Source organism: Rhizobium sp. PP-CC-3G-465 (genome assembly GCF_004343445.1).
Classification (GTDB): Bacteria; Pseudomonadota; Alphaproteobacteria; order Rhizobiales; family Rhizobiaceae; genus Ferranicluibacter; species Ferranicluibacter rubi.
Genome location: NZ_SLYH01000003.1, coordinates 371,496 through 393,767, shown reverse-complemented (window position 1 = coordinate 393,767; position 22,272 = coordinate 371,496). Strand labels below are relative to the sequence as shown.

At 63.8% G+C, this 22,272-nt stretch carries 15 protein-coding genes and 1 pseudogene; 8 read left to right on the top strand and 8 right to left on the bottom strand.

Annotated features, from left to right (window positions below; genetic code table 11):
• The first annotated feature begins 24 nt into the window (after window positions 1-24).
• The gene (gene coaA, locus C8J33_RS15970; protein ID WP_165910644.1) at window positions 25-984 is read left to right on the top strand and encodes a type I pantothenate kinase; all 960 of its coding nucleotides are present in this window, start codon (window positions 25-27) and stop codon (window positions 982-984) included.
• Between the two features lie 2 nt (window positions 985-986).
• Here coaA and tsaE read toward each other — a convergent pair whose 3' ends face one another.
• From tsaE to C8J33_RS15930, 8 genes are all read right to left on the bottom strand, one after another.
• Entirely contained in the window at window positions 987-2,480 is a 1,494-nt protein-coding gene (gene tsaE / locus C8J33_RS15965; RefSeq protein WP_132664895.1) for a tRNA (adenosine(37)-N6)-threonylcarbamoyltransferase complex ATPase subunit type 1 TsaE, read from the bottom strand.
• Window positions 2,477-4,993 carry a PAS domain-containing sensor histidine kinase gene (locus tag C8J33_RS15960; RefSeq protein WP_132664924.1) on the bottom strand — a complete coding sequence of 839 codons (2,517 nt, stop codon included), beginning with the start codon at window positions 4,991-4,993 and terminating at the stop codon, window positions 2,477-2,479. The genes tsaE and C8J33_RS15960 overlap by 4 nt, the downstream gene beginning before the upstream one ends.
• Before the next feature lie 415 nt (window positions 4,994-5,408).
• Window positions 5,409-6,809, bottom strand: a complete 1,401-nt coding sequence (ahcY, locus tag C8J33_RS15955; RefSeq protein ID WP_132664894.1) for an adenosylhomocysteinase — start codon at window positions 6,807-6,809, stop codon at window positions 5,409-5,411.
• 163 nt (window positions 6,810-6,972) lie between these two features.
• Complete coding sequence (locus tag C8J33_RS15950) at window positions 6,973-7,245, bottom strand: HPr family phosphocarrier protein (RefSeq protein WP_132448836.1); 273 nt, start codon at window positions 7,243-7,245, stop codon at window positions 6,973-6,975.
• A 15-nt stretch (window positions 7,246-7,260) separates the two neighbouring features.
• On the bottom strand, window positions 7,261-7,662 hold the full coding sequence (locus tag C8J33_RS15945; RefSeq protein WP_092931151.1) for a PTS sugar transporter subunit IIA: 402 nt from the start codon (window positions 7,660-7,662) through the stop codon (window positions 7,261-7,263).
• A gap of 173 nt (window positions 7,663-7,835) precedes the next feature.
• Entirely contained in the window at window positions 7,836-8,324 is a 489-nt protein-coding gene (locus C8J33_RS15940; RefSeq protein ID WP_245507193.1) for an HPr kinase/phosphorylase, read from the bottom strand.
• Entirely contained in the window at window positions 8,321-10,075 is a 1,755-nt protein-coding gene (locus C8J33_RS15935) for a stimulus-sensing domain-containing protein (protein ID WP_245417180.1), read from the bottom strand. The genes C8J33_RS15940 and C8J33_RS15935 overlap by 4 nt, the downstream gene beginning before the upstream one ends.
• Before the next feature lie 70 nt (window positions 10,076-10,145).
• Window positions 10,146-10,877: a response regulator transcription factor gene (locus C8J33_RS15930; protein WP_092935839.1), complete on the bottom strand. Its 732-nt coding sequence runs from the start codon at window positions 10,875-10,877 to the stop codon at window positions 10,146-10,148.
• 386 nt (window positions 10,878-11,263) lie between these two features.
• Between C8J33_RS15930 and C8J33_RS15925 the strand changes: the two genes are divergently transcribed.
• The 7 genes and pseudogenes from C8J33_RS15925 to trxA all read left to right on the top strand — a co-directional run.
• Window positions 11,264-12,874 (top strand): phosphoenolpyruvate carboxykinase, encoded by a 1,611-nt coding sequence (locus C8J33_RS15925; RefSeq protein ID WP_132664893.1) that lies wholly within the window; start codon window positions 11,264-11,266, stop codon window positions 12,872-12,874.
• A 190-nt stretch (window positions 12,875-13,064) separates the two neighbouring features.
• Window positions 13,065-13,499 carry an alternative ribosome rescue aminoacyl-tRNA hydrolase ArfB gene (gene arfB, locus C8J33_RS15920; protein WP_110801163.1) on the top strand — a complete coding sequence of 145 codons (435 nt, stop codon included), beginning with the start codon at window positions 13,065-13,067 and terminating at the stop codon, window positions 13,497-13,499.
• A 119-nt stretch (window positions 13,500-13,618) separates the two neighbouring features.
• A complete protein-coding gene (locus tag C8J33_RS15915; protein WP_132664922.1) occupies window positions 13,619-14,230 on the top strand; it encodes an alpha-ketoglutarate-dependent dioxygenase AlkB family protein in 612 nt (203 codons plus the stop codon).
• 114 nt (window positions 14,231-14,344) lie between these two features.
• On the top strand, window positions 14,345-15,073 hold the full coding sequence (locus C8J33_RS15910) for a nucleotidyltransferase family protein (protein WP_132664892.1): 729 nt from the start codon (window positions 14,345-14,347) through the stop codon (window positions 15,071-15,073).
• Between the two features lie 14 nt (window positions 15,074-15,087).
• Window positions 15,088-18,273 (top strand): double-strand break repair protein AddB, encoded by a 3,186-nt coding sequence (gene addB / locus C8J33_RS15905; RefSeq protein ID WP_132664921.1) that lies wholly within the window; start codon window positions 15,088-15,090, stop codon window positions 18,271-18,273.
• Window positions 18,266-21,850: a double-strand break repair helicase AddA gene (gene addA / locus C8J33_RS15900; RefSeq protein ID WP_132664891.1), complete on the top strand. Its 3,585-nt coding sequence runs from the start codon at window positions 18,266-18,268 to the stop codon at window positions 21,848-21,850. Before addB ends, addA begins: the two co-directional genes overlap by 8 nt.
• Window positions 21,851-21,933: 83 nt before the next feature.
• A pseudogene (gene trxA / locus C8J33_RS15895) lies at window positions 21,934-22,263 on the top strand (thioredoxin); the annotation flags it as partial.
• Between the last annotated feature and the right edge of the window lie 9 nt (window positions 22,264-22,272).

Genomic DNA, 22,272 nt, shown 5'->3' with positions numbered 1-22,272 from the left:
GCGCAGAACAGGGGGGAAGCGGATATGCCGGACGATCTCGGCAGGCGAGACTATTCCCCGTACCACTTCTTCTCGGCCGAGGCGTGGTCGCAGTTTCGCGCGGACACGCCCCTGACACTGACCGGCGACGAGGTTCGCCGGCTGCGCTCGCTGAATGATCCGATCGATCTCGACGAAGTGCGGCGGATCTACCTGTCGCTGTCGCGCCTGCTCTCTACCCATGTCGAGGCGTCGCAGATCCTCTACGAACAGCGCAAGCGCTTCCTGACGATCTCGGATGAGACCAAGACGCCATTCGTGATCGGCATCGCGGGATCGGTGGCAGTCGGCAAATCGACCACCGCCCGTATTCTCGCCGAGCTCCTGTCGCGCTGGCCGTCCAGCCCCAAGGTCGATCTCGTGACGACCGACGGATTTCTCTATCCGAACGCCGTACTGATGCGCGAGAACATCATGAACCGGAAGGGTTTTCCGGAAAGCTACGATATCGGCGCGCTCCTGCGCTTTCTCTCGGCCATAAAGGCTGGGCAGCCGAACGTCCAGGCGCCGAGCTATTCGCACCTCGTCTATGACGTACTGCCCGACCAGTTTCAGGTGGTGGACCGGCCGGATATCCTGATCTTCGAGGGCATCAACGTGCTGCAATCGCGCGACCTGCCCGAGGACGGCAAGATCGTGCCGATGGTGTCGGATTTCTTCGACTTCTCGATCTATATCGATGCCGACGAAAACCTGATCCACTCCTGGTATGTCGACCGCTTCATGCGGCTGCGCCAGACCGCGTTCAAGGACCCGGAATCCTTCTTCAAGCGCTATGCGCAGGTGAGCGAAGAGGAGGCGCTGGGGATCGCCGAGGGGCTCTGGCAGAACACCAATTTGAAGAACCTGCGCCGCAATATCCTGCCGACCCGGCCGCGCGCGGACCTCATCCTGCAGAAGGGTACCGATCACCTCGTCCAGACGGTCGCGCTTCGCAAGCTGTAAAGCTACAAGAGGCCGGCTTCCCGAAGCCATGTCTCCAGTGGCGCCAGCGAGGGATGGTCGAGCGCTTCGCGGAGATAGGCGAAGGTGCGCGGCATGTGCTTCATATAGCCCGACTTGCCATCCCGCTGCATCAGCCGAACCCAGATTCCGACCAGCTTGCAGTTTCGCTGCGCGGCCATCAGATGGAAATGCTCAAGGAAGGACGCGTCATCGAACGGGCCGAGACGGTGCCGCTCGGCGATATAGGCCTCGAGAATGGCGCGTCCGAGATCCGGCGCGATGGTGACGCGGGCGTCCTGGGCAAGCGAAGCGACGTCGTAGGCCGTGGGGCCGATCATCGCATCCTGAAAATCGATGAGGGCGACACGGTCGATGCCGGTCCTGTCCTCGCGCCAGAGGATGTTGGGCGAATGAACGTCGCGCAGGAGAAGGTGCTTTTCGCCGCGGTCCGACAGGTCGATCAGCCGGTCCCAGACGGCAGCATAGCTTTCGCGCTCTTCAGGGGTCGCCGGCGTGCCGCGATGATGCGGCAGGAACCAGTCGAGCAGCAGCCGCGTCTCGATTTTGATCGCCGCGCGGTCGAAGGGCGGGACGACATGGACCTGCCCGCCGGGGAGAGGCAGCCGGTCGCCCAGAGCTTGCGCGTGCAGACGGGCGAGCAGACGCGCTGTTTCGATGTAGCGTTCTGCAATAGGCGCGCCTTCCGTATCGAGCACGCCTTCGGCCCCGAGATCTTCCAGAAGGAGAATGCCGGCGTCGATATCCTGCGCAAGAATTTCCGGCGCACCGAAGCCGCGCTTGCGCAGATAGAGATCGATGGCGACGAAGGCACCGACATCCTCGGCGATATGGGCGATCTGCTGGTAGTATTTGCCGTCTTCGAGGATCGGTCCCGGGGTGGTGCGGGGCGCATCCATCAGGATCAGGTCCGGCTTTGCAGCCTCGCGGATACGCTCATAGCCGCGTACCGAGGCATCGCCGTTGAGATGGCGGCGCGCCGCGCCCTGATAGCCTTGATCATTGAGAAACTGACGGATCGCGAGGCTGCGCCGGATGCGCGACAGAATCGGCTCGCTGCCGGAAAAGATGGCCATGCGACCATCGCCATCCTGTTCGAGCGTCAGGACGATGCTCTGTCGCGGCAGGTAGCCTTCCGCTCGCTCCGGCCACTCGATCAGGCAGATGCCGTTTGCCGAGAGTTCGTCGAGGCCGAGTTCCAGCACCTCGCTCGCATCGCCAAGCCGGTAGAGATCGAAATGGGAAACGGGAATACGCAGGTCGTAAGACTGGACGAGCGTGAAGGTCGGGCTCGGCACCTCCAGAAATGGATCGTCGGCGACAGCCCGGATCAGCGCCCGGGCGAGGGTGGATTTTCCGGCACCCAGATCGCCAGAGAGTGCGACCGTATCGCCGGCTTTGAGCGCGAGCGCCAGATCTTCACCGAGCGTCATGGTGGACGCTTCGTCCGGCAGCGGCAGGCGCAGCATGTCGCTCATTCTGCCGCTTCGGCCTTTGGCAGCGCGCCCGAGGGAATGCGGCAGACGACCTCCGTCCCCTCGCCTTCGCGCGTGACGATGCGGACCTTGCCATGGTGCAGCGTGATGAAGCTATCGACGATGGAGAGGCCGAGGCCGGCGCCCCCGCGTTGACCATGGCTTTCGAAGCGGTGGAAGACGCTTTCGAGCACATCCTTCGGAATGCCGGGACCCTGATCGCTGACGGTGAAGACGAAATCGCTGCCTTCGCGGGCGCAGGAGAGACCTATCAGGCTGCCTTCCGGCGCGAAATTGGCGGCATTGGTCAGGAGCTTGATGAAGATCTGCTTCAGGCGCTGATGATCGGCGACGAAGGTGCCGAGCATATCCGGCGTATCGATGCGCAGGGTCACCGCGCTTTCCTGCAGGCGGTCGGCCATCTGGTGGGAGACTTCATCGAGGAAATCGGTGAGGTTGATTTCGCTGAGGTCGAGCTCGACGATACCGGCATCGACGGTAGCGAGATCGAGAATGTCGTTGACGATGGTGAGCAGCAGCGACGACGAGGTGGAGATATGATCGACATATTCCGCCTGGCGCGTCGAAAGCTCGCCGAAGGCAGGCGTCTTCAGGAGGTCGGCAAAGCCGATGATATTGGTGAGCGGCGAGCGCAGCTCGTAGGAGACGTGCTGGACGAAATCGTTCTTCAGCGAGTCCGCCATGCGCAGCGCTTCGTTCTTCTCCGTCAGGGCCCGCTCGACACGGACGCTGTCGGTCATATCGACGAAGGTCAGCATGGTCTGCGCATTGGGCAGCGGAATGATTGCGAAGTCGAGGATGAGGCCGGTGCGCAGTTCCAGCATGCCGCGGCTCGACGGCCGCTCATCCTCGAAACTGGTGATGGCATGGGCGAACTGCTTCCAGCCATCCGGCTGGTCATAAGAGACGGCGCAGGCCTGCTCGATGGCGCGGATGTGGGTTCCGGGCGCGACTTCCGTCTCGGTTACGCCCCAGAGCGCCCGGAAAGCCGGGTTCGATAGCTTGATCCGCCCATCCGGGCCGAACACGGCAACGCCTTCGGAGAGATGGTCGATGGTTTCGCCCTGGACCTGAACCAGCGTGTTGTAGCGGGTTTCCAAGTCGACACGTTCGGTCAGGTTCTCGAACACCCAGGTGGCGCCGCCTTGCGGACGGGCCGTGGCGAAGACGCGCAAGGTCTGACCGTTCGGCAGGTGCCACATGTCGGTCTGGGTTTCGATGGCCTGATAGACCGAGAGAGCCTGTTCCTTCCACTGCTTCCAGCTGAGCTGCTCGGGAAGACGGCCGCTCTCGCGCAGCTGGTCGAAGATCTCGCCGTTGCCGGGACGGCGGGCGAGGAAGGCGGTGTCGAGGTTCCACAGGGTCTGGAAGGCCTGATTGTAGAATTGCAGACGCTGCGAGCCATCGAAAGTAGCAACGGCCGTCGCCAGATGATCGAGCGTTTCGGCATGGCTTTTCAGCGTGCGCGAAAGCTCCTCGCGCACCGCCTCGATGGCGCTCACATCGAGCGCGATGCCGGCCGTGCCGTAGGTGGTCTTCGCATCGACGACATCGAAGAAGGTGCGCTGGCCGCGCACGACCGTTGAGATCTTGTCGCGGAAAGGGGAATCGTAGGTCGAAAGCGCCTTGGCTTTTTCACGTGAAACGGTCGCGAGCAACTCACGGCCTTCCTGAACCACCACATCGGCGCTCGGCGCCTCTACGGCGTCGCAATAGGCTTCGTTGACCCAGCTGATCTGGCCATCCCGGCCACGCTGCCAAACCGGCATGTCAACGGCGTTCAGCAGCGTCTGCAAGCTGGCGAGATCGCCGCGCAGGCGGTCGCGTTCCAGCGTCAGTTCGGCCAGTTCTTCCCGAAGATTGTTCAGCGCCACGAAGCGCACGAAGGCACGGCCACCGGATACGCGCCCCTGTGCTTCCAGAATTTCGTTGCGATTCGTCTGGACGATGAGGTCGAAGCTTTCGGCATAGGTGCGCAGCCGGTCGATGGCGCGCTCGAGTTCGCTGGCGGATGTCGCCTTGATCCAGCGGCCGAAGGCGAGAAAATCCCGGTCGTCCTGCGGCGCGCCGGTCTCGGGCGGCAGCTGGCCGAGAAACTCCGGCTTTTCGGCCGGTCCGTCCCAGACGACGATGCTGCGGTTCTTGTCGGAGATCAGCGCCTGAAAGCGCGAAATGCTCTGGCGGGCGTCCGCAAGCGCGGTCTTCAGGTCGCGATTGTCGATCTCGACCGTGCTGCGCTGGCGAATGACCCAGACAGCGGAGATCATGGCCGCGGCGATGGCACCGGTCAGGAGCGAGAAGGTGATGATTTCGGAGGAATGGAAGACGCTCGCGACGCCTTCGGCCGCCATGGCCTCGCCGGAGAGAAGCCCGAGCGCGGAGCCTGCTGCCAACCGACGAACAAGAAGGGACAAACGCCCGTGGCGCGGAATGGTAAAGGGTTCAGGCGAAGAGGATGGGGACGTCTGGTGTTCTGGCGCCTGGGCGGACACCATACAGGACTTTACCGGCTCGGCGCCCGTCCGTCCCGCGTTCCAAGAAGCTTTCGTCATCGCGTGCCTGTCCCCGTTGCACGGCGTCCTGACCGGCGTTGCGCCAAAAAGGCATCAACCGACAGGGCGCACGTCCGCCGTCCCACGCGGTCTCTAGGTAAGGCCGCCTGAACGAATATCGTCTTCCTCGGGATCGTTACGCGCTTATGCTTGCCCGCCGCTTGCGACGCACTGCGTTCCGTCCTGAAAACCAACGCTTTTCTCCGATTCGGTCCGCGTCAGTGCCGCATCTTCGTCCCGAATCGATACAGGCAGCATACCCACTCCCCCGGCGAGCGGGAAGCGCCGACACAAAAAAGAGGCCGCACGCTGTCAAGCGCACGGCCTCCTCTCACCTGTGGATGAGCGTATTATCTGTTTAGTAGCGGTAATGATCCGCCTTGAACGGGCCCTGCGGCGTCACGCCGATATAGGCGGCTTGTTCGTCGGAGAGCGTCGTCAGCTTCACGCCGAGCTTGGCGAGGTGCAGGCGCGCGACCTTTTCATCGAGGTGCTTCGGCAGGATATGGACGCCGGCTTCGTACTGCTCGCCCTTGGTGAAGAGCTCGATCTGGGCCAGAACCTGGTTGGTAAATGAGGCCGACATGACGAAGGACGGGTGGCCGGTGGCGTTGCCGAGGTTCAACAAACGGCCTTCCGACAGAAGGATCATGCGGTTGCCCTTGGGAAACTCGATGAGATCGACCTGCGGCTTGACGTTGTTCCACTTCAGGTTCCGAAGCGCGGAAACCTGAATCTCGTTATCGAAGTGGCCGATATTGCCGACGATCGCCATGTCCTTCATCTCGCGCATATGCTCGATGCGGATGACGTCCTTGTTGCCGGTCGTGGTGATGAAGATGTCGGCGCTGGCGACGACGTCTTCGAGCTTTACGACTTCGAAACCGTCCATGGCGGCCTGAAGGGCGCAGATCGGATCGACTTCCGTCACCTTGACGCGTGCGCCGGCACCCGACAGCGAGGCTGCCGAACCCTTGCCTACATCGCCGTAACCGCAGACGACGGCGACCTTGCCGGCCATCATCACGTCGGTGCCGCGGCGGATGCCGTCGACCAGCGATTCCTTGCAGCCGTACTTGTTGTCGAACTTCGACTTGGTGACGCTGTCGTTGACGTTGATCGCCGGGAAGGGCAGCAGGCCCTTGGCATGCAGCTGGTACAGGCGGTTGACGCCGGTGGTGGTTTCCTCGGTGACGCCCTGGATCGCGTCGCGCTGCTTGGTGAAGAAGCCGGGCGTTTCAGCCAGACGCTTCTTGATCTGCGCGAACAGGATCTCTTCCTCTTCCGAGCCGGGGTTCGACAGCACATCTTCACCGGCTTCGGCACGCGCGCCGAGCAGGATGTACATGGTGGCATCGCCGCCATCGTCGAGGATCATGTTGGAGACGCCGCCGTCGGTCCACTGGAAGATCTTATCGGTGTAGGTCCAGTATTCCGTCAGCGTCTCGCCCTTGACGGCGTAGACCGGAATGCCGGCGGCAGCGATGGCCGCAGCCGCATGGTCCTGCGTCGAGAAGATGTTGCACGAAGCCCAGCGAACCTCGGCACCGAGCGCGACCAGCGTCTCGATGAGGACGGCGGTCTGGATCGTCATGTGCAGCGAGCCGGTGATGCGCGCGCCCTTCAGGGGCTTCGACGTGCCGAATTCCTCACGCGAGGCCATCAGGCCCGGCATTTCGGTTTCGGCAATGGTAATTTCCTTGCGGCCGAAGTCGGCCAGGCCGATATCGGCTACCAGATAGTCGTTGGTCGTGCTCATGAAGCTCTCCGCTGATGGCGCGCCGGGTCGAAAGCTGCAAGCTCCGGGACCGCTGGCGAGCGTGATCTCGTTGCCCGGGCATAGCCAGGGCGCGATCTTCCTCTAGCAGGAAAGCGGATCGCAGGCAACACACACATAAAGACGTCTTTATATGTTTATATGCCTACATTTCCTCGCCGAAACGGTCTTTGACCAGTGCGTCGAGCGCTTCCAGCGCTTCTTCCGCCTGATTGCCGCTTGCGGTGACGGCAATCGAGCTGCCGGTGCTGGCAGCGAGCATCATCAGGCCCATGATCGAGAGCCCGCCGACGGTCATGCCGTCCTTCGTCACATGGATATCGGCATCGTAGGCCTCCACCGTCTGCACAAATTTGGCGGAGGCGCGCGCATGGAGACCGCGCTTGTTGATGATCTGGAGGTCCCGCGACAGGGTCATGAAGGATCGGGTCCGTTATTTGCCGCTGAGAACGCGGCTGGCGACGTTGATGTACTTGCGCCCGGCTTCGGATGCCTCGACCAGCGCCTTGTCCATGTCGCTCTCGCCACGCACACCGGCCAGCTTGATCAGCATGGGCAGGTTGACGCCGGCGATGACCTCGACGGTGCCGCTCTGCATGACGGAGATGGCGAGATTGGACGGCGTGCCGCCGAACATGTCGGTGAGAATGATGACGCCGCTGCCCTCATTGGCGGCGATGACGGCGGTCAGGATATCCTGACGCCGCTGGTCCATGTCGTCTTCGGGCCCGATACAGACGGTCTCGATGAATTTCTGCGGCCCTACGACGTGTTCGAGCGCATGACGAAACTCTTCAGCCAGCTTGCCGTGCGTGACAAGCACAAGTCCGATCATGTGTCTTTGCTCCAACTGCCTTTTCCCTTCGGCGGACGATAGCCATGCCATGCCGCAATGCAACAATTTCATTCCGCCTTGGGGCGGTCATCTTGGCGAGGAAATGCCGGAGTGCAAGTCAAAAATCCTAAAACAGGGATCACATGAGCAAAAACTGTGCAGACTGCGACATTTCAAAGAGCCGAAAAACGGCTGAGTGCATCCAGCGGGTCAAGCCCGGGAAGGAGCGGAAGCCGCAGCAAGGGGAGCGCAGCCAGGCCGGCGTCCCACGTCTCGGCCTCCGGTGCGACCCGCATGTCGAACGGCGGGGCAACGGGCAGGACGGCGTAGGACATGACAGCAGCTTTGACCGTGCGAACCGGGATGGGCCCGACGCCGCGCAACTCCGCGAGGCCCGCAATGGTTACCGGGGCGCGGGCGACGAGGCGGCCGCTCCGCAGGCTGACGAGAACCTGATCGTCGGAAACGAGCGCCGCATTCCAGCCGCGGCGGGCGGCAGACGAGAGACAGGCAAGGGCGGCACTGGTCTTGCCCGTGCCGGAGGGGCCGACGAAGAGATAGCCCAGACTACCAAGGACGACGGCCGTCGCGTGGATGTTGCGGGGCGCGGCCTCGTCATCGGCTGGGGAACCATGGCCCGTTGAATCTTGCCTCAGGCTCACGCCGCCTCGCCGACGGGCAGCGACAGGATGAAGCGCGCGCCGGTGATCGCGCCTTGCGCATCCGTCATGTTTTCGGCCCGCAGCGTGCCGCCATGCGCTTCGGCGATCTGCCGCGAGATCGAGAGGCCGAGGCCGGAGTTCTGCCCGAAATCCTCGCCATCCGGCCGGTCTGTGTAGAAGCGTTCGAAGATACGGTCGATATCCTCGGCCTGGATGCCCGGGCCGTTGTCCTCGACATAGACGACGCAACGCGTGCGGTTGCGCGTCAGCCGGACGATAATGTGCCCGCCCTCCTCCGGCACGAAGGACCGGGCGTTCTCGATAAGGTTGGTGATGATCTGCCCGATGCGCAGTTCATAGCCGCTGACGTCGAAACGCGCCTTCGGATTGTCCTTCCGCTCCACGACGAAGTTGAGCAGCACCGTCTTCTTCTTGTTGCGGACCTGGCGCGAGATATCGACGAGGTCGCCGAGCAGCTTTTCGAGATCGACGCCGCGCGCATCGCTGCGGGCAAGCTCCGCATCCAGCCGCGAGGCGTCGGAGATATCGCTGATCAGGCGGTCGAGCCGGCGCACGTCGTGCTGGATGACATCCATCAGCCGTTTCTTGGATTCGTCGGTGCGGGCGAGCGGCAGGGTCTCGACAGCACTGCGCAGAGAGGTCAGCGGGTTCTTGAGTTCATGGCTCACATCGGCGGCAAAATTCTCGATAGCCGCGATGCGGTCGTAGAGCGCGCCGGTCATGTCGCGCAGCGCCACCGAGAGGTTGCCGATCTCGTCCTGGCGGGAGGAGAAGTCGGGGATCTCCTGCCGCTCCTTGGCGCTGCCCCGGCGCACGCGGATGGCGGCAGCCGACAGGCGGCGCAGCGGATTGGCGATGGTGCTCGACAGGAGCAGCGACAGGATGACGTTGACGAGGGCGGCGACGCCGAACACCCGGATGATCGCCAGCCGCTCGGCATGGACGATCTTGTCGATATCGCCGGCCTGGGTTGAGAGAAGCAGCACGCCGAGCACGGCCCGGAAGCGCTGCACGGGAACGGCGACGGAAACGATGAGTTCGCCCTGTTCCGTCACGCGCACCACCGCGCCGCGCACGCCTGTCAGCGCATTCATGACTTCCGGATAGATCGACCCATTGCCGCCCGGCGGCTCCTTGTAGAGCGGCAGATTGCCCGGCTGGAGCATGCGATTGTACCAGGTGTTGAGCTTGGCGGTCAGCGTCTGGTTTTCGGGCTCGATGGGCGGCAGGTCGAAGCGCAGCACCTGGCCGCCGGTATAGAGGTGGCGGCTGTCGAGCAGCAGGTCGGCATCCGCATCGAAAAGACGGGCACGGGTGCGGGTGGGCGAAATCAGCCGCCGCAGCACGGGTGCCACGCGCTCCTGCGTGATCGGGAATTCGAGGTCTTCGTCGCGTGGCAGCGGCGTGATGCTCTGCCCGGCCTGGAGTTCGAGCAGCTTTTCCGGATCGATGGTGATGGAGTTCGTATCGACCGAGGCCGATGCCGCGATCGCGCCGGCAATGATCTCACCCTGCGTCAGCAGGCTCTCGACGCGCGCATCGATCAGCCCCTCGCGGAACTGGTTGAGATACATGATGCCGCCGACGAGAACGACGAGCGCTACCAGATTGAAGAACAGGATGCGGCGTGTGAGGCTGGAAAAGACGGCATTGCCGAAGATACGGCGGATCAGCGTGAAGGGATGCGCCCAGCGTCGACCGGAGCGATAGGCTCCGTCCGCTTCCTCGATCGCCGCATGCCTCGTGATATCAGCCACGTCGGACGCTCAGCCTCTCCCGCTCGTCTTGATGTTCAGGACCTCAGGCCGATTCGCGGAACCGGTAACCGACGCCATACAGGGTTTCGATCATATCGAAGTCGTTGTCGACCATCTTGAACTTCTTGCGCAGCCGCTTGATGTGGCTGTCGATGGTGCGGTCGTCCACATAGACCTGCTCGTCATAGGCGGCATCCATCAGGGAGTCGCGGCTTTTCACGACGCCGGGTCGCTGGGCGAGCGAATGCAGGATCAGGAACTCGGTCACCGTCAGCGTCACCGGCTCGTTTTTCCAGGTGCAGGTGTGGCGCTCCTGGTCCATTGACAGCTGGCCGCGTTCCAGAGACCGGGCCTGAATGTCGTCCTTCATCTTCTGCAGTCCGGCAGGACCGGCAGCCGCCGCGGCCTCCCGGTTGGCGGAGCGGCGCAGGATGGCCTTGACTCGCTCGACCAGCAGGCGCTGGGAGAAAGGCTTGGTGATGAAGTCGTCGGCGCCCATCTTCAGGCCGAAGAGCTCGTCGATCTCCTCGTCCTTCGAGGTCAGGAAGATGACGGGAATATCAGACTTCTGCCGCAGGCGGCGCAGGAGTTCCATTCCGTCCATGCGCGGCATCTTGATATCGAAGATCGCGAGCTGCGGCGGCCGGGCCAGAAGCCCGTCGAGCGCGGAGGCGCCATCCGTATAGGTCTCGACTTTATAGCCTTCGGCTTCCAGCGCGATCGAGACCGATGTCAGGATGTTCCGGTCGTCATCGACAAGTGCAATGGTCTGCATCGTATTCCGCTCCATCATATCTTCGCGCCTTCTCTCCTCGATCCCATCTCCGGCAGGAAACGGGACATCATCGACAGAGGCCGGCCCGGAAAGACAGACCTCCCGATACGGAGATCTGCCAGGGCCGGCGCGCGTTCATGAGTATAAAGGTGGAACAAATTGTGGCGAAGCGAAAACGTCACCGGGAAGCACAATCGTGGATGAATGGCCTGGCAGCGGCCTCCTCCAAGATTTTCAATTGTGAATTTAAACCGATTGAACATTGAACAATTTCCTTTAAATCGATTAATATATTGAATTTATTATCTTTTTCCTGGTGCTATCTTGCGTTTTCTGTAACTCCGGCTAATGTTGGGCCATCGATACAACGCAGGGGAGCAGCGCTCATGGAAGAATTTGGCATTCGCAATCCGGATCTCGGAATCGCTGCACTCGGTTTTGAAGACCTTGTCGCCGTCCGTTACAACCTGACACCGGCAGAGCTTTACGAGGAATCGTTGCGGCTCGGCGAAGCACAGGTGACGGCAGATGGCGCGCTTCGTGCGCTCACCGGCCAGCACACGGGCCGCTCCGCCAAGGACAAATTCGTCGTTCGCGATGCGACGACGACCGACCAGATCTGGTGGGACAACAACAAGGAAATGTCGCCCGCGCATTTCGAAACGCTGTGCAACGACATGCTCGACCATGCCCGTGGCCGTTCGCTCTATGTGCAGGACCTGATCGGCGGTGCCGACAGCGACAATGCCCTGCCGACCCGCGTCATCACCGAATTCGCCTGGCACTCCCTCTTCATCCGCAACCTCCTGATCCGTCCGGATCGCGAGAGCCTGACGACGTTCGCGCCGAAGCTGACGATCATCGACCTTCCGCATTTCCGCGCCGACCCGGCCCGTCATGGCTGCCGCACGGAAACCGTCATCGCCTGCGATCTCGTCAACGGCCTCGTTCTGATCGGCGGCACGTCCTATGCCGGCGAAATGAAGAAGTCGGTGTTCACGGCGCTCAACTACCTTCTGCCGGAAAAGGGCGTCATGCCGATGCACTGCTCGGCGAACGTCGGTCCGGCCGGCGATTCCGCCGTGTTCTTCGGCCTTTCCGGCACCGGCAAGACCACGCTGTCGGCCGACCCGAAGCGCACGCTGATCGGCGACGACGAGCATGGCTGGGGCAAGGACGGCATCTTCAACTTCGAAGGCGGCTGCTATGCCAAGACGATTCGTCTTTCGGCCGAAGCCGAGCCGGAAATCTTCGCAACCACGAAGCGTTTCGGCACCGTGCTCGAAAACGTCATCCTCGATGAAAACCGGGTTCCCAACTTCGACGACGGCTCGCTGACCGAGAACACCCGCTGCGCCTACCCGCTGGACTTCATTCCGAATGCCAGCGCAACGGGCACGGCCGGTCATCCCAAAACGATCATCATGCTGACGGCCGATGCCTTCGGCGTCATGCCGCCGATCGCCAAGCTGACCGCCGATCAGGCCATGTACCACTTCCTGTCCGGCTACACCGCCAAGGTCGCCGGCACGGAAAAGGGCGTGACCGAACCGGAAGCCACCTTCTCGACCTGCTTCGGCGCGCCTTTCATGCCGCGGCATCCGAGCGAATACGGCAACCTGCTGCGCGAACTGATCGCCGAACACGGCGTCACCTGCTGGCTCGTCAACACCGGCTGGACCGGTGGTGCCTACGGTACGGGCCGCCGCATGCCCATCAAGGCGACCCGCGCTCTGCTCGCGGCAGCGCTCGACGGCTCGCTGGCCGAGACCGAATTCCGCACCGATGCCAATTTCGGCTTCGCGGTACCGGTCGAAGTCGCCGGTATCGAGGGCGGTATCCTCGATCCGCGCTCGACCTGGGCGGACGGTGCAGCCTATGATGCGCAGGCCAGCAAGCTCGCCAACATGTTCGTGGCGAACTTCACCAAGTTCGAGAGCCACGTCGATGGCGGCGTCCGCGATGCAGCACCGGGACTGGCCATCGCTGCGGAGTAAACCTCAGGCCGAAATGCTTGATCGATGATTTCACGTGAAACCCGGCGCTGGCAACAGCGCCGGGTTTTGTCATTCAGCTTATCTTTTTGTCTTCACGCAATTCCAGCAAAACCGCTGTGCACTTTTGCTGGAATTGCTCTCTTGGCAAAGCACGCAAAGCTGGAATAAACAGGGAACGAAAGGCGACGGCATGGCAAGCGACCCCCTCTATATCAACGACCGGATCGTCATTGCCGGCTGGGAGCTGAGCGAGCAGTTCGTGCTGGCGGGCGGCCCCGGCGGGCAGAACGTCAACAAGGTCGCGACCGCTGTCCAGCTGTTCTTCAATATCGCGGCGTCCCCTTCCCTGCCCGAGCGCATCCGCGACATCGCGATCGGCCTTGCCGGTCGCAGGGTCTCGAAAGAGGGCGTGCTGATGATCGAGGCGAACAGCTTCCGCAGCCAGGATCGCAATCGCGAGGACGCGCGCGAACGATTAAAGGCGCTGATCCTCAAAGCCGCCGAACCGCCCCCGCCGCCCCGCCGCAAGACCAAGCCGACCCGCGGCTCGGTGGAGCGCCGCCTGAAAGCGAAGAGCGGGCGCGGAGAGGTCAAAAAGATGCGTGGCCGCCCGGATGGCGAATAGATGAATGCGATCGCCGGGCAAGATGCCAATGCAACGCTCGAACCGGTAAATGTCGCGGTCGGAATCCGGCAAAGAACCCTGCCATGAGCGGCTGGCAGCAACGCGAACAGGAGGAGGCCATGCTGGTCCTGCCGAAAGGCTTCCGCCATATTCCCGGCTTTCTCGATCGCGATCGGCAGGAAGCCCTTGTCGAGGAGATCCGAGCCGTCGTTGCCGCGGCCCCGCTCTATCGCCCAGCCATGCCGAAAACCGGCAAGGAACTGTCGGTGCGGATGACGAATTGCGGCACGCTCGGCTGGGTCACGGACAAGGCTCTCGGATATCGCTATCAACCTCAGCATCCCGTAAGCCAGGAGCCGTGGCCCGCCATTCCACAAAGCCTGCTCGATCTCTGGCAGACGGTTGCCGGTGCATCCAAGCCGCCACAGGCCTGTCTCGTCAATTTCTATGCGGAAACCGCGCGGATGGGGCTGCATCAGGACAAGGACGAGCAGGATCTGCAGACACCGGTCGTCTCGGTGTCGCTCGGCGATGCCTGCCTGTTTCGCGTCGGCGGTCGCGAGCGCAACGACCGGACGGTCTCCTTCAAGCTGTCGAGCGGCGACATCGTCGTTCTCGGCGGCGAAAGCCGGCTCGCCTTTCATGGCGTCGACCGGATCTACCCCGCGACATCGACGCTTCTGAAAAATGGTGGCCGTATCAATCTGACGCTTCGGCGCGTTACGCCTTGAGAAGGCTCCGGCGACATGACATCCCACACGGCATCCGTTGTTGAACCTCGCCGCATTTCGGAAATGATGCGAGGCTTCGATCGCGAATCAAGGGCCAATCAAGGAAAGGGCGACATGCTCATTGAAAATGCCATGGTGCTGGCCGCGGGGCTCGGCACACGGCTGCGTCCCATCACCGACACGATGCCGAAGCCGCTGGTGCCGATTGCCGGCAAGCCGATGATCGACCATGTGCTCGACCTTCTGGTTGCTGCCGGCATCAAGACGGCGGCCGTCAACGTGCACCATTTCGCCGATCGCATGGAAGCGCATCTCCATGCCCGCGCGGCACCGGCGATCCGGATATCCGACGAGCGCGCGGCCCTGATGAATTCGGGCGGAGGCCTCGCCAAGGGGCTGGCACGGCTCGATCCCGGCCCGGTGCTGGTCATGAATGCCGACCTCTTCTGGATCGGCGAGCCGGAAGGGCGCAGCAATCTGGCCCGGCTTGCCGAGGCCTTCGATCCCACCCGCATGGACATGCTGCTTCTCTGCGTCGATCTCGACCGGACGACCGGGCATGACGGCAAGAAGGATTTCTCGCTTCAGGCCGACGGGCAACTCGTGCGCTACGCCGAAGGACTGCCGCAGCCCGTCGTCTATGCCGGCGCCATCGCCATGATGAGCACGCTGTTCGACGATGCGCCGAAAGACGCCTTCAATCTCAACATCTATTTCGACAAGGCGATCGCGGCCGGACGTCTCTACGGTCTGATGCTCGAAGGCGAATGGATCACCGTGGGCACGCCGGATGCGATCGGCAAGGCCGAAGCGCAATTTGCGCGGCTGGCGGAACGCGCCTGAGGGAAGAAACCATGATGCCCGCACGACAGAACGTCTTCACCATCCCGGCCGGCGTGCCCTTCCTGAAGACGCTCGTTCATGCGATCTGCGACGGGACGATCGTGCCCGACTACCGATACGATCCGGCCGATCCGCTGTCGCTTGCGGGCGTGACGATCTTCGTGCCGACACGGCGCGCGGCGCGCGTGCTGCGCTCGGAATTCGTGGATTGCCTCGGCGCCCGCTCGGCCATTCTGCCGGTCATCCGGGCGCTGGGGGAGACCGACGACGATAGCGGCTTCTTCGATGCGGAGATGCCGGCCGTTCTCGATCTGGCGCCGCCGCTGACCGGCCCGGCCCGACTGATCGAGCTGTCGCGACTGATTCTCGCCTGGCGCAACACGCTGCCGCGCATCGTCACCGAACTCCACGGCGAGAGCCCGCTGATCGCGCCGGCAAGCCCGGCCGACGCCCTGTGGCTCGCGCGCAACCTCGTGCAGATCATCGACGATATCGAGACGGAGGATCTGGACTGGGAGAGCCTGGGCACGCTCGATGCCAGCAACTATGCGCAATGGTGGACGCTGACGCTAGAGTTTCTACAGATCGCCAGCCAGTTCTGGCCGGCCCGGCTTGCCGAACTCAGCCGCTCCTCGCCCGCCCGCCACCGCAATGCGATCCTCGAGGCGGAAAGCCACCGGATCGCCGCCGGTGCCATCGATGGCCCGGTCATCATCGCAGGGTCAACGGGTTCCATTCCCGCCACCGCCCGGCTGATCCTCGCGGTGCAAAAGCTGTCGCAAGGCGCGATCGTCCTGCCCGGCCTCGACGAAACGATGACCGAGGCGGACTGGAGCCTCATCGATCCGCCGCCTGTGGATGCCGCCCGCCGCGACGATTCGGCCAGCCGCAGCCACCCGCAATACGGCTTCGTGCGTCTCCTCCGGCGCATGGGCATCGCACGGACGGAGGTCGTGTCGATCGGTACTGTCGATACGGATCTCGCCGACCGGGCCGAGACGTTGTCGCACGCTTTCCTGCCGGTGGAAGCGACCAGTTCCTGGGACGCTGTGCGACGCTCGCTCGATGCGCGGCGTGTCGAGGCTGCCTTTTGCGATGCGGCGCTGATCGAGGCGGTTAACGAACGCGAGGAGGCGACGGCGATCGCGCTGTCGCTTCGGCTGGCGCTGCAGAAGGACGAGGAATGCCAGGCCGCGCTGATCACGCCCGACCGCGATCTCGCCCGCCGGGTTGCCGCGGAACTGCAGCGCTTCGGCATCGAGGCGGACGATTCGGCGGGAACGCCGCTCGCATCCACGCCTCAGGGCACGCTTCTCCGTCTCATGCTTGACGTGACGCTGCGCCCCGGCGATCCCGTCGCCATCACCACACTGATGAAGCATCCGCTCGCCCTCTTCGGGGTGTCGCTCGAGCGCTTCCGCCCGGCTGCGACGCTGCTGGAGCTGCTGGCTCTGCGCGGCGGCACGGTGCCGGCCGATATTGCCGACCTCAGGCCGCTGCTCGACGAGGCGGCCGTGCGAAGGCGGGCCGATCGCCATGCGCCGGAGTGGCTGGCGCATGTGATCGATGCGGATATCGAGGATGCCCGCTTCGTGGCTGGTGCCATTGCCACGGCCGTCGAGCCGCTTGTCGCCATGCTGGTGCGGCGGCGAAAGGGTGCCGGCGGGTTCAGCACGTCGCTGACGCTGTCCGACTGGGCCGAGCGGACCGGCCGGGCGCTGGAAGGTGTAGCCATGGCCGAGACCGGCGACCTCGGCGCTCTCTGGTCCGGCGAGGCGGGTGCCGCACTTGCCGATCTGCTGCGCGCCGTGATCGAGGTGGACGGGCAGATCGAGGCGGATGGCGGACAGTGGTGCGAGGCGGTGGAAGCACTGATGGCCGGCTCGGCCGTCAAGCCGCGCGCCATGCGGCATCCGCGCGTCTTCATCTTCGGGGCGCTGGAAGCCCGGTTGCAGAGCGTCGATCTCGTCGTCCTCGGCGGTATGAACGAAGGGACGTGGCCGGGGCAGAGTGCCAATGATCCGTTCCTGTCGCGCAGCATGAAGACCGGCATCGGACTGGAGCCGCCGGAACGGCGCATTGGCCAGCTGGCCCACGATCTCCAGATGGCCTGCGGCACGCGGCGGCTGGTGTTCAGCCGGTCGCTGCGCAAGGGCGCGACGCCCACGGTCGCATCCCGCTGGCTGCAGCGGCTTCTCGCCGTCGGCGGCAAGGATCTCGGACAGCGTCTGCGCGAAAATGGTCGCGACCGGCTGCGCTATGCCGCGCTTCTCGATGCGCGGCCAGACACGCCGCTTGCCCGGCGGCCGGAGCCGAAGCCGGATTTCGCGCTGCAGCCGCGGCGCTACTCCTTCAGCGAGGTCGGGCGCCTGCGCCGCGATCCCTACTCCATCTATGCCCGGCGCATCCTGCGCCTCCAGCCGGTCGATGGATTCAATGCCGACCCGGGTGCGGCCGAGCGCGGCACCATCTACCACGCCATCGTCGAGCGCTTCGCCAAAAGCGAGGTCGATCCGGCGAGCCCAGAAGCGCAGGCCGTCATGCAGCAGCTGATCGATGCGGCCTTTAACGAACAGCGCCTGCCGGTGCATATCGATGTCATCTGGCGGCCCCGGTTTGCGGCCGTCGGCCGGGCCTTCATCGATTGGGAAGTTTCCCGCAAGGACGGAATTCGGCAATCTTTCCTGGAGCGATATGCCAAGTTTCAGGTCGGCGTCGCCGATATCGAACTGACCGGCATGGCCGACCGGATCGACATCGGGCCCGATGGCGAGGCCGTGATCGTCGATTACAAGACCGGCGCCAACCCCTCCGTGAAGGAAGCCCGCGCACTGCTCGACCCGCAGCTGCCGCTCGAAGCCGCGGCACTGAAGGCTGGCGCCTTCGACACGGTCGGCAGGCGCCATCCCGCCTCGCTCCTTTATGTCCGGCTGAAGCCCGGAGACCGGTTCGAGGTGGACGAGGTCAACAATGAGGGGCGTGCGCGGGGCGATGTCGAGCCGAAGACGGCGGACATGCTGGCGGACGAATCGCTTGCCCAGTTCACAGGCCTGCTGCGCGCGCTGCAATCGGGCCAGCGCGGCTTTGCTTCGCGGGTGATCGTCCAGAAGGAGAAATCCTATGGCGGGGAATACGATCATCTGGCGCGCGTTGCCGAATGGTCGACGGCCGATGGCGAAGAGGAGACGGGGGATGCCTGACGATCTCGCACCGAAGAGCGGCTCACCGGCCGACTGGCTGAACTGGACCACCGAGCAGCAGGCCATCGCCTCGGATCCGAAACGATCGGCCTGGGTGTCGGCCAATGCCGGGTCGGGCAAAACCCATGTCCTAACCCAGCGCGTCATCCGGCTGCTGCTTTCGGGATGCCGCGCGTCGGCCATTCTCTGCCTGACCTATACCAAAGCGGCGGCCGCCGAAATGTCGAACCGCGTGTTCGAGCGGCTGGCCGAATGGGTAACGCTGGATGACGCGACGCTCTCGGCGCGGATCACGGCACTCGAAGGGCAGCCACCGAGCGCTGCCACGATCGCCGAAGCCCGGCGCCTGTTTGCGCGCGCGTTGGAAACGCCGGGCGGGCTGAAGATCCAGACGATCCATGCCTTTTGCGAAGCGCTGCTGCATCAGTTTCCGCTGGAAGCCAATGTCGCCGGGCATTTCTCCGTGCTGGACGACCGGACGGCCACGATCCTGCTCGCCGATGCGCGCCGTCTTCTCCTGACGGCCGCGGCGACCGAGGGCGATCCGGTGCTGACCGGCGCGTTCGAGACGGTACTGGCGCTCGCCGACGACACCGGGCTCGAAAGCCTGCTGTCGATGATCGTCGCCAACCGGACGGCGCTTCAGGCCTTTCTGACCGAGGCCGAGCAGCAGGGCGGCACGGATCGTGTCCTGCGCGGGGCGCTGGGACTGGACGAAAGTGAGACGGCGGACAGCGTCATCGCGCAGTTCTGGCCGCTTGCCGGCCTCAACGGCCCGGATCTCACGCGCTATATCGACATCGCCCGCACTTCGGGCGGTACCAAGGTCCGGGATTTTGCCGACGGGCTGGCGGTTGCGGCAGAACTCAAGACGCCGCTGCAGCGCTATCAGGCCGTTCGGGACCTGTTCTTCTCCCCGTCCTCGGGCAAACCGAAAGCCATGTCGGGCTTCTTTTCCGCGCCGCTGCGCAAGGCGGCACCCGATCTCGAGGACAAGGTTCAGGCCGCCTACGATCAGGTTCTGACGCTCTCCGACCGGCTCAGTCTGCTTCATATGTTCGAGGCGACACAGGCCGCGATGGTGCTCGCCGAGCGGCTGACGCAGGACTATGAGGACATCAAGAAAAGCCGCAGCCAACTCGACTTCGACGACCTGATCAACCGGACCGCCCGGCTGCTGACCCGCTCGGACGTCGGCGCCTGGGTGCACTACAAGCTCGATCAGGGTATCGACCATCTTCTCGTGGACGAGGCGCAGGATACGAGCCCGGTGCAGTGGTCGATCATCCGGTCGCTGGCCGAGGACTTCTTTACCGGCGACAGCGCCCGCGGCCGCCACCGGACGCTCTTTGCCGTCGGCGACGAGAAGCAGTCGATCTACTCGTTTCAGGGCGCGCGACCGGAGCGCTTCTCGGAAGAGGCGCGGGAGGCGAAGCGGCGGATCGACGCCAGCGGGCTCGCCTTCAGTCCCGTGCAGTTGCAGCTCTCCTTCCGCTCGACGGAGGACGTGTTGTCCGCCGTGGACACGGTGTTTCGCCAGCCCGCCCATGCGCGCGGTCTCAGCGCCCGCAACGAACCCGTGGTGCATGCCTCCAACCGCGTCGGCCATCCGGGTCTGGTCGAGATCTGGGACGCGATCGCGCCCGCGCCGAGCCTTGAGGAGGAGGACTGGACAGCGGCTTTCGATGCGACGCCGGAAAACGCGCCGGCCAACATTCTGGCCGAACGCATCGCGGCGACGCTTGCAAGCTGGATCGGCACCGAGACCATCATCGAGAAAACGACGCGCCGCGTCATGCGGCCGGGCGACGTGATCGTGCTCGTGCGCAAGCGCGATGCCTTCGTCAATGCGCTGATGCGCGCCCTGAAGACGCGGCACGACATTCCCGTCGCGGGTGCCGACCGGCTGGTGCTGACGGCGCATATCGCGGTGCAGGATCTGATGGCGCTCGGGCGGTTCCTGCTTTTGCCGCAGGACGACCTGTCGCTGGCCGCCGTGCTGAAGAGCCCGCTTTTCGCGGTGACCGAGGAGATGCTGGCAGACGCCGCAACCTTGCGACCCCTTGGCCAGAGCCTCTGGACCGCGCTTCAGGGATCGACCGATCCTGCCCTCACGCCCGTCGTCGCACGGCTGGCGAACTACCGGACGCTTGCCGATACGCTCTCCGTGCACGACCTCTATGCACGCCTGCTGGGTGCCGATGGCGGCAGGGCGGCGTTCCTGTCGCGGCTCGGCAGCGAGGTCAGCGATATCCTCGACGAGTTCCTGACCTTCTGTCTCGATCATGAGGCCAACGGTCTTCCCGGTCTGCAAAGCTTTATCTCCGGGCTCGAACTGGAAGCACCGACGATCAAGCGAGAGCAGGACAAGGAGCGCAACGAGGTTCGCGTCATGACCGTGCATGCGGCCAAGGGCCTGGAGGCGCCGGTCGTGTTCCTCGTCGATGGCAGTGGCAAGGCCTTCAACAACCAGCATGTTCCCGCACTCCGCATGGTGCCCTTCCCGCATGGACAAGGCCCGAACGGACGAGGCCCCGATGGCGAGACCCTGACCATCCCCGTCTGGCGACCGCCACGGGCAGCCTCCAACAGCCTGATCGACAGCGACACGCAGCGGCTGAAGGCAAGCGCCGAGGAAGAGTATCGCCGGCTGCTCTATGTGGGCATGACGCGGGCGGCGGATCGTTTGATCGTCTGCGGCTATCGGGGCAAGCTCGACAATCCTGAGAGTTGGCACGCGATGGTTAAGGCCGGTCTTGCGGCGGATGCGGAAGGCCGTCTGATGCCCGTCGATTTTGCCTTAGGCGGCCTGCAATGGAGCGGCGCGCGGTGGCATGCGCTGACGAAGCGGACGGATTTCGACATCGAACCCTTGGAAGCCAAGATCACGGCCGATGATGGCGGAGTTCTGCCGACGGCGCTGCTCGAACCCCTGCCGCCGCAGCGCCACCTTCCCCGTCCCTTGAGCCCATCCGGGGCCGGCTTTACTGTCGAGGCCGACGCAGCGGACACGATCACGGGATCGCGCCTCTTTCTCGAGGACAAGCGGACCGGACCATCCCTTCTGCGCGGGGCGATCCTGCACCGGCTGCTGCAGGTCCTGCCCGCACGGGCGCAGGAGGCGCGCGAAGCGGATGCCGCGCTCTACCTGTCGCGCGCTGTTCCCACATGGAGCGAAGCGCAGCGAGACGGCATCGTGCGCTCCGTTCTTGCGGTCATCGAAGATCCCGCCCTTTCCGAACTGTTCTCCGGCACCAGCCGCGCCGAGGTGTCGATCATGGGCACGCTTCGGCTCGGTGCGCGCGAACACGCGGTGTCCGGCCGGATCGACCGGTTGGCCGTTACCGACGATTGCGTGGTGATTGCCGACTTCAAGACCAACCGCGACGTGCCCGGTGACGCCGGCGCCGTACCGATGGTCTACCGGACACAACTCGCGATCTATCGGGAGATCCTGCGACCGCTCTATCCGGCCCATCGTTTCCGCTGCATCCTCGTCTTTACCGAGGGTCCATCGGCAATCGAAGTGCCGGAGGCCCTGCTCGATGCCGCGCTTGTGGAGCTCGCCACAAAATGAGATACCGGACATTGAAATTAAGGGTCCGGATCATCACATCCTGATCATGCCCTGCGGGTCCTCCGCACCATAAAAACCAGGAGCGCATCATGGCGACCGTGAAAGTCGATACATCCAATTTTCAGGATGAAGTTCTCAATGCACAGGAGCCGGTTATCGTCGATTTCTGGGCCGAATGGTGCGGCCCGTGCAAGATGATCGCGCCGAGCCTTGAGGAAATCTCCAACGAGATGGCTGGCAAGGTGAAGGTCGCGAAGATCAACATCGACGAGAACCCCGAGATCGCCGCTCAGTACGGCGTCCGGTCGATCCCGACGCTCGCGATCTTCAAGGCCGGCGAAGTTGCCGACATCAAGGTCGGTGCTGCGCCGAAGACCGCACTGACTTCCTGGATTATCAACGCCGCTGCATAAGCGCTTGCG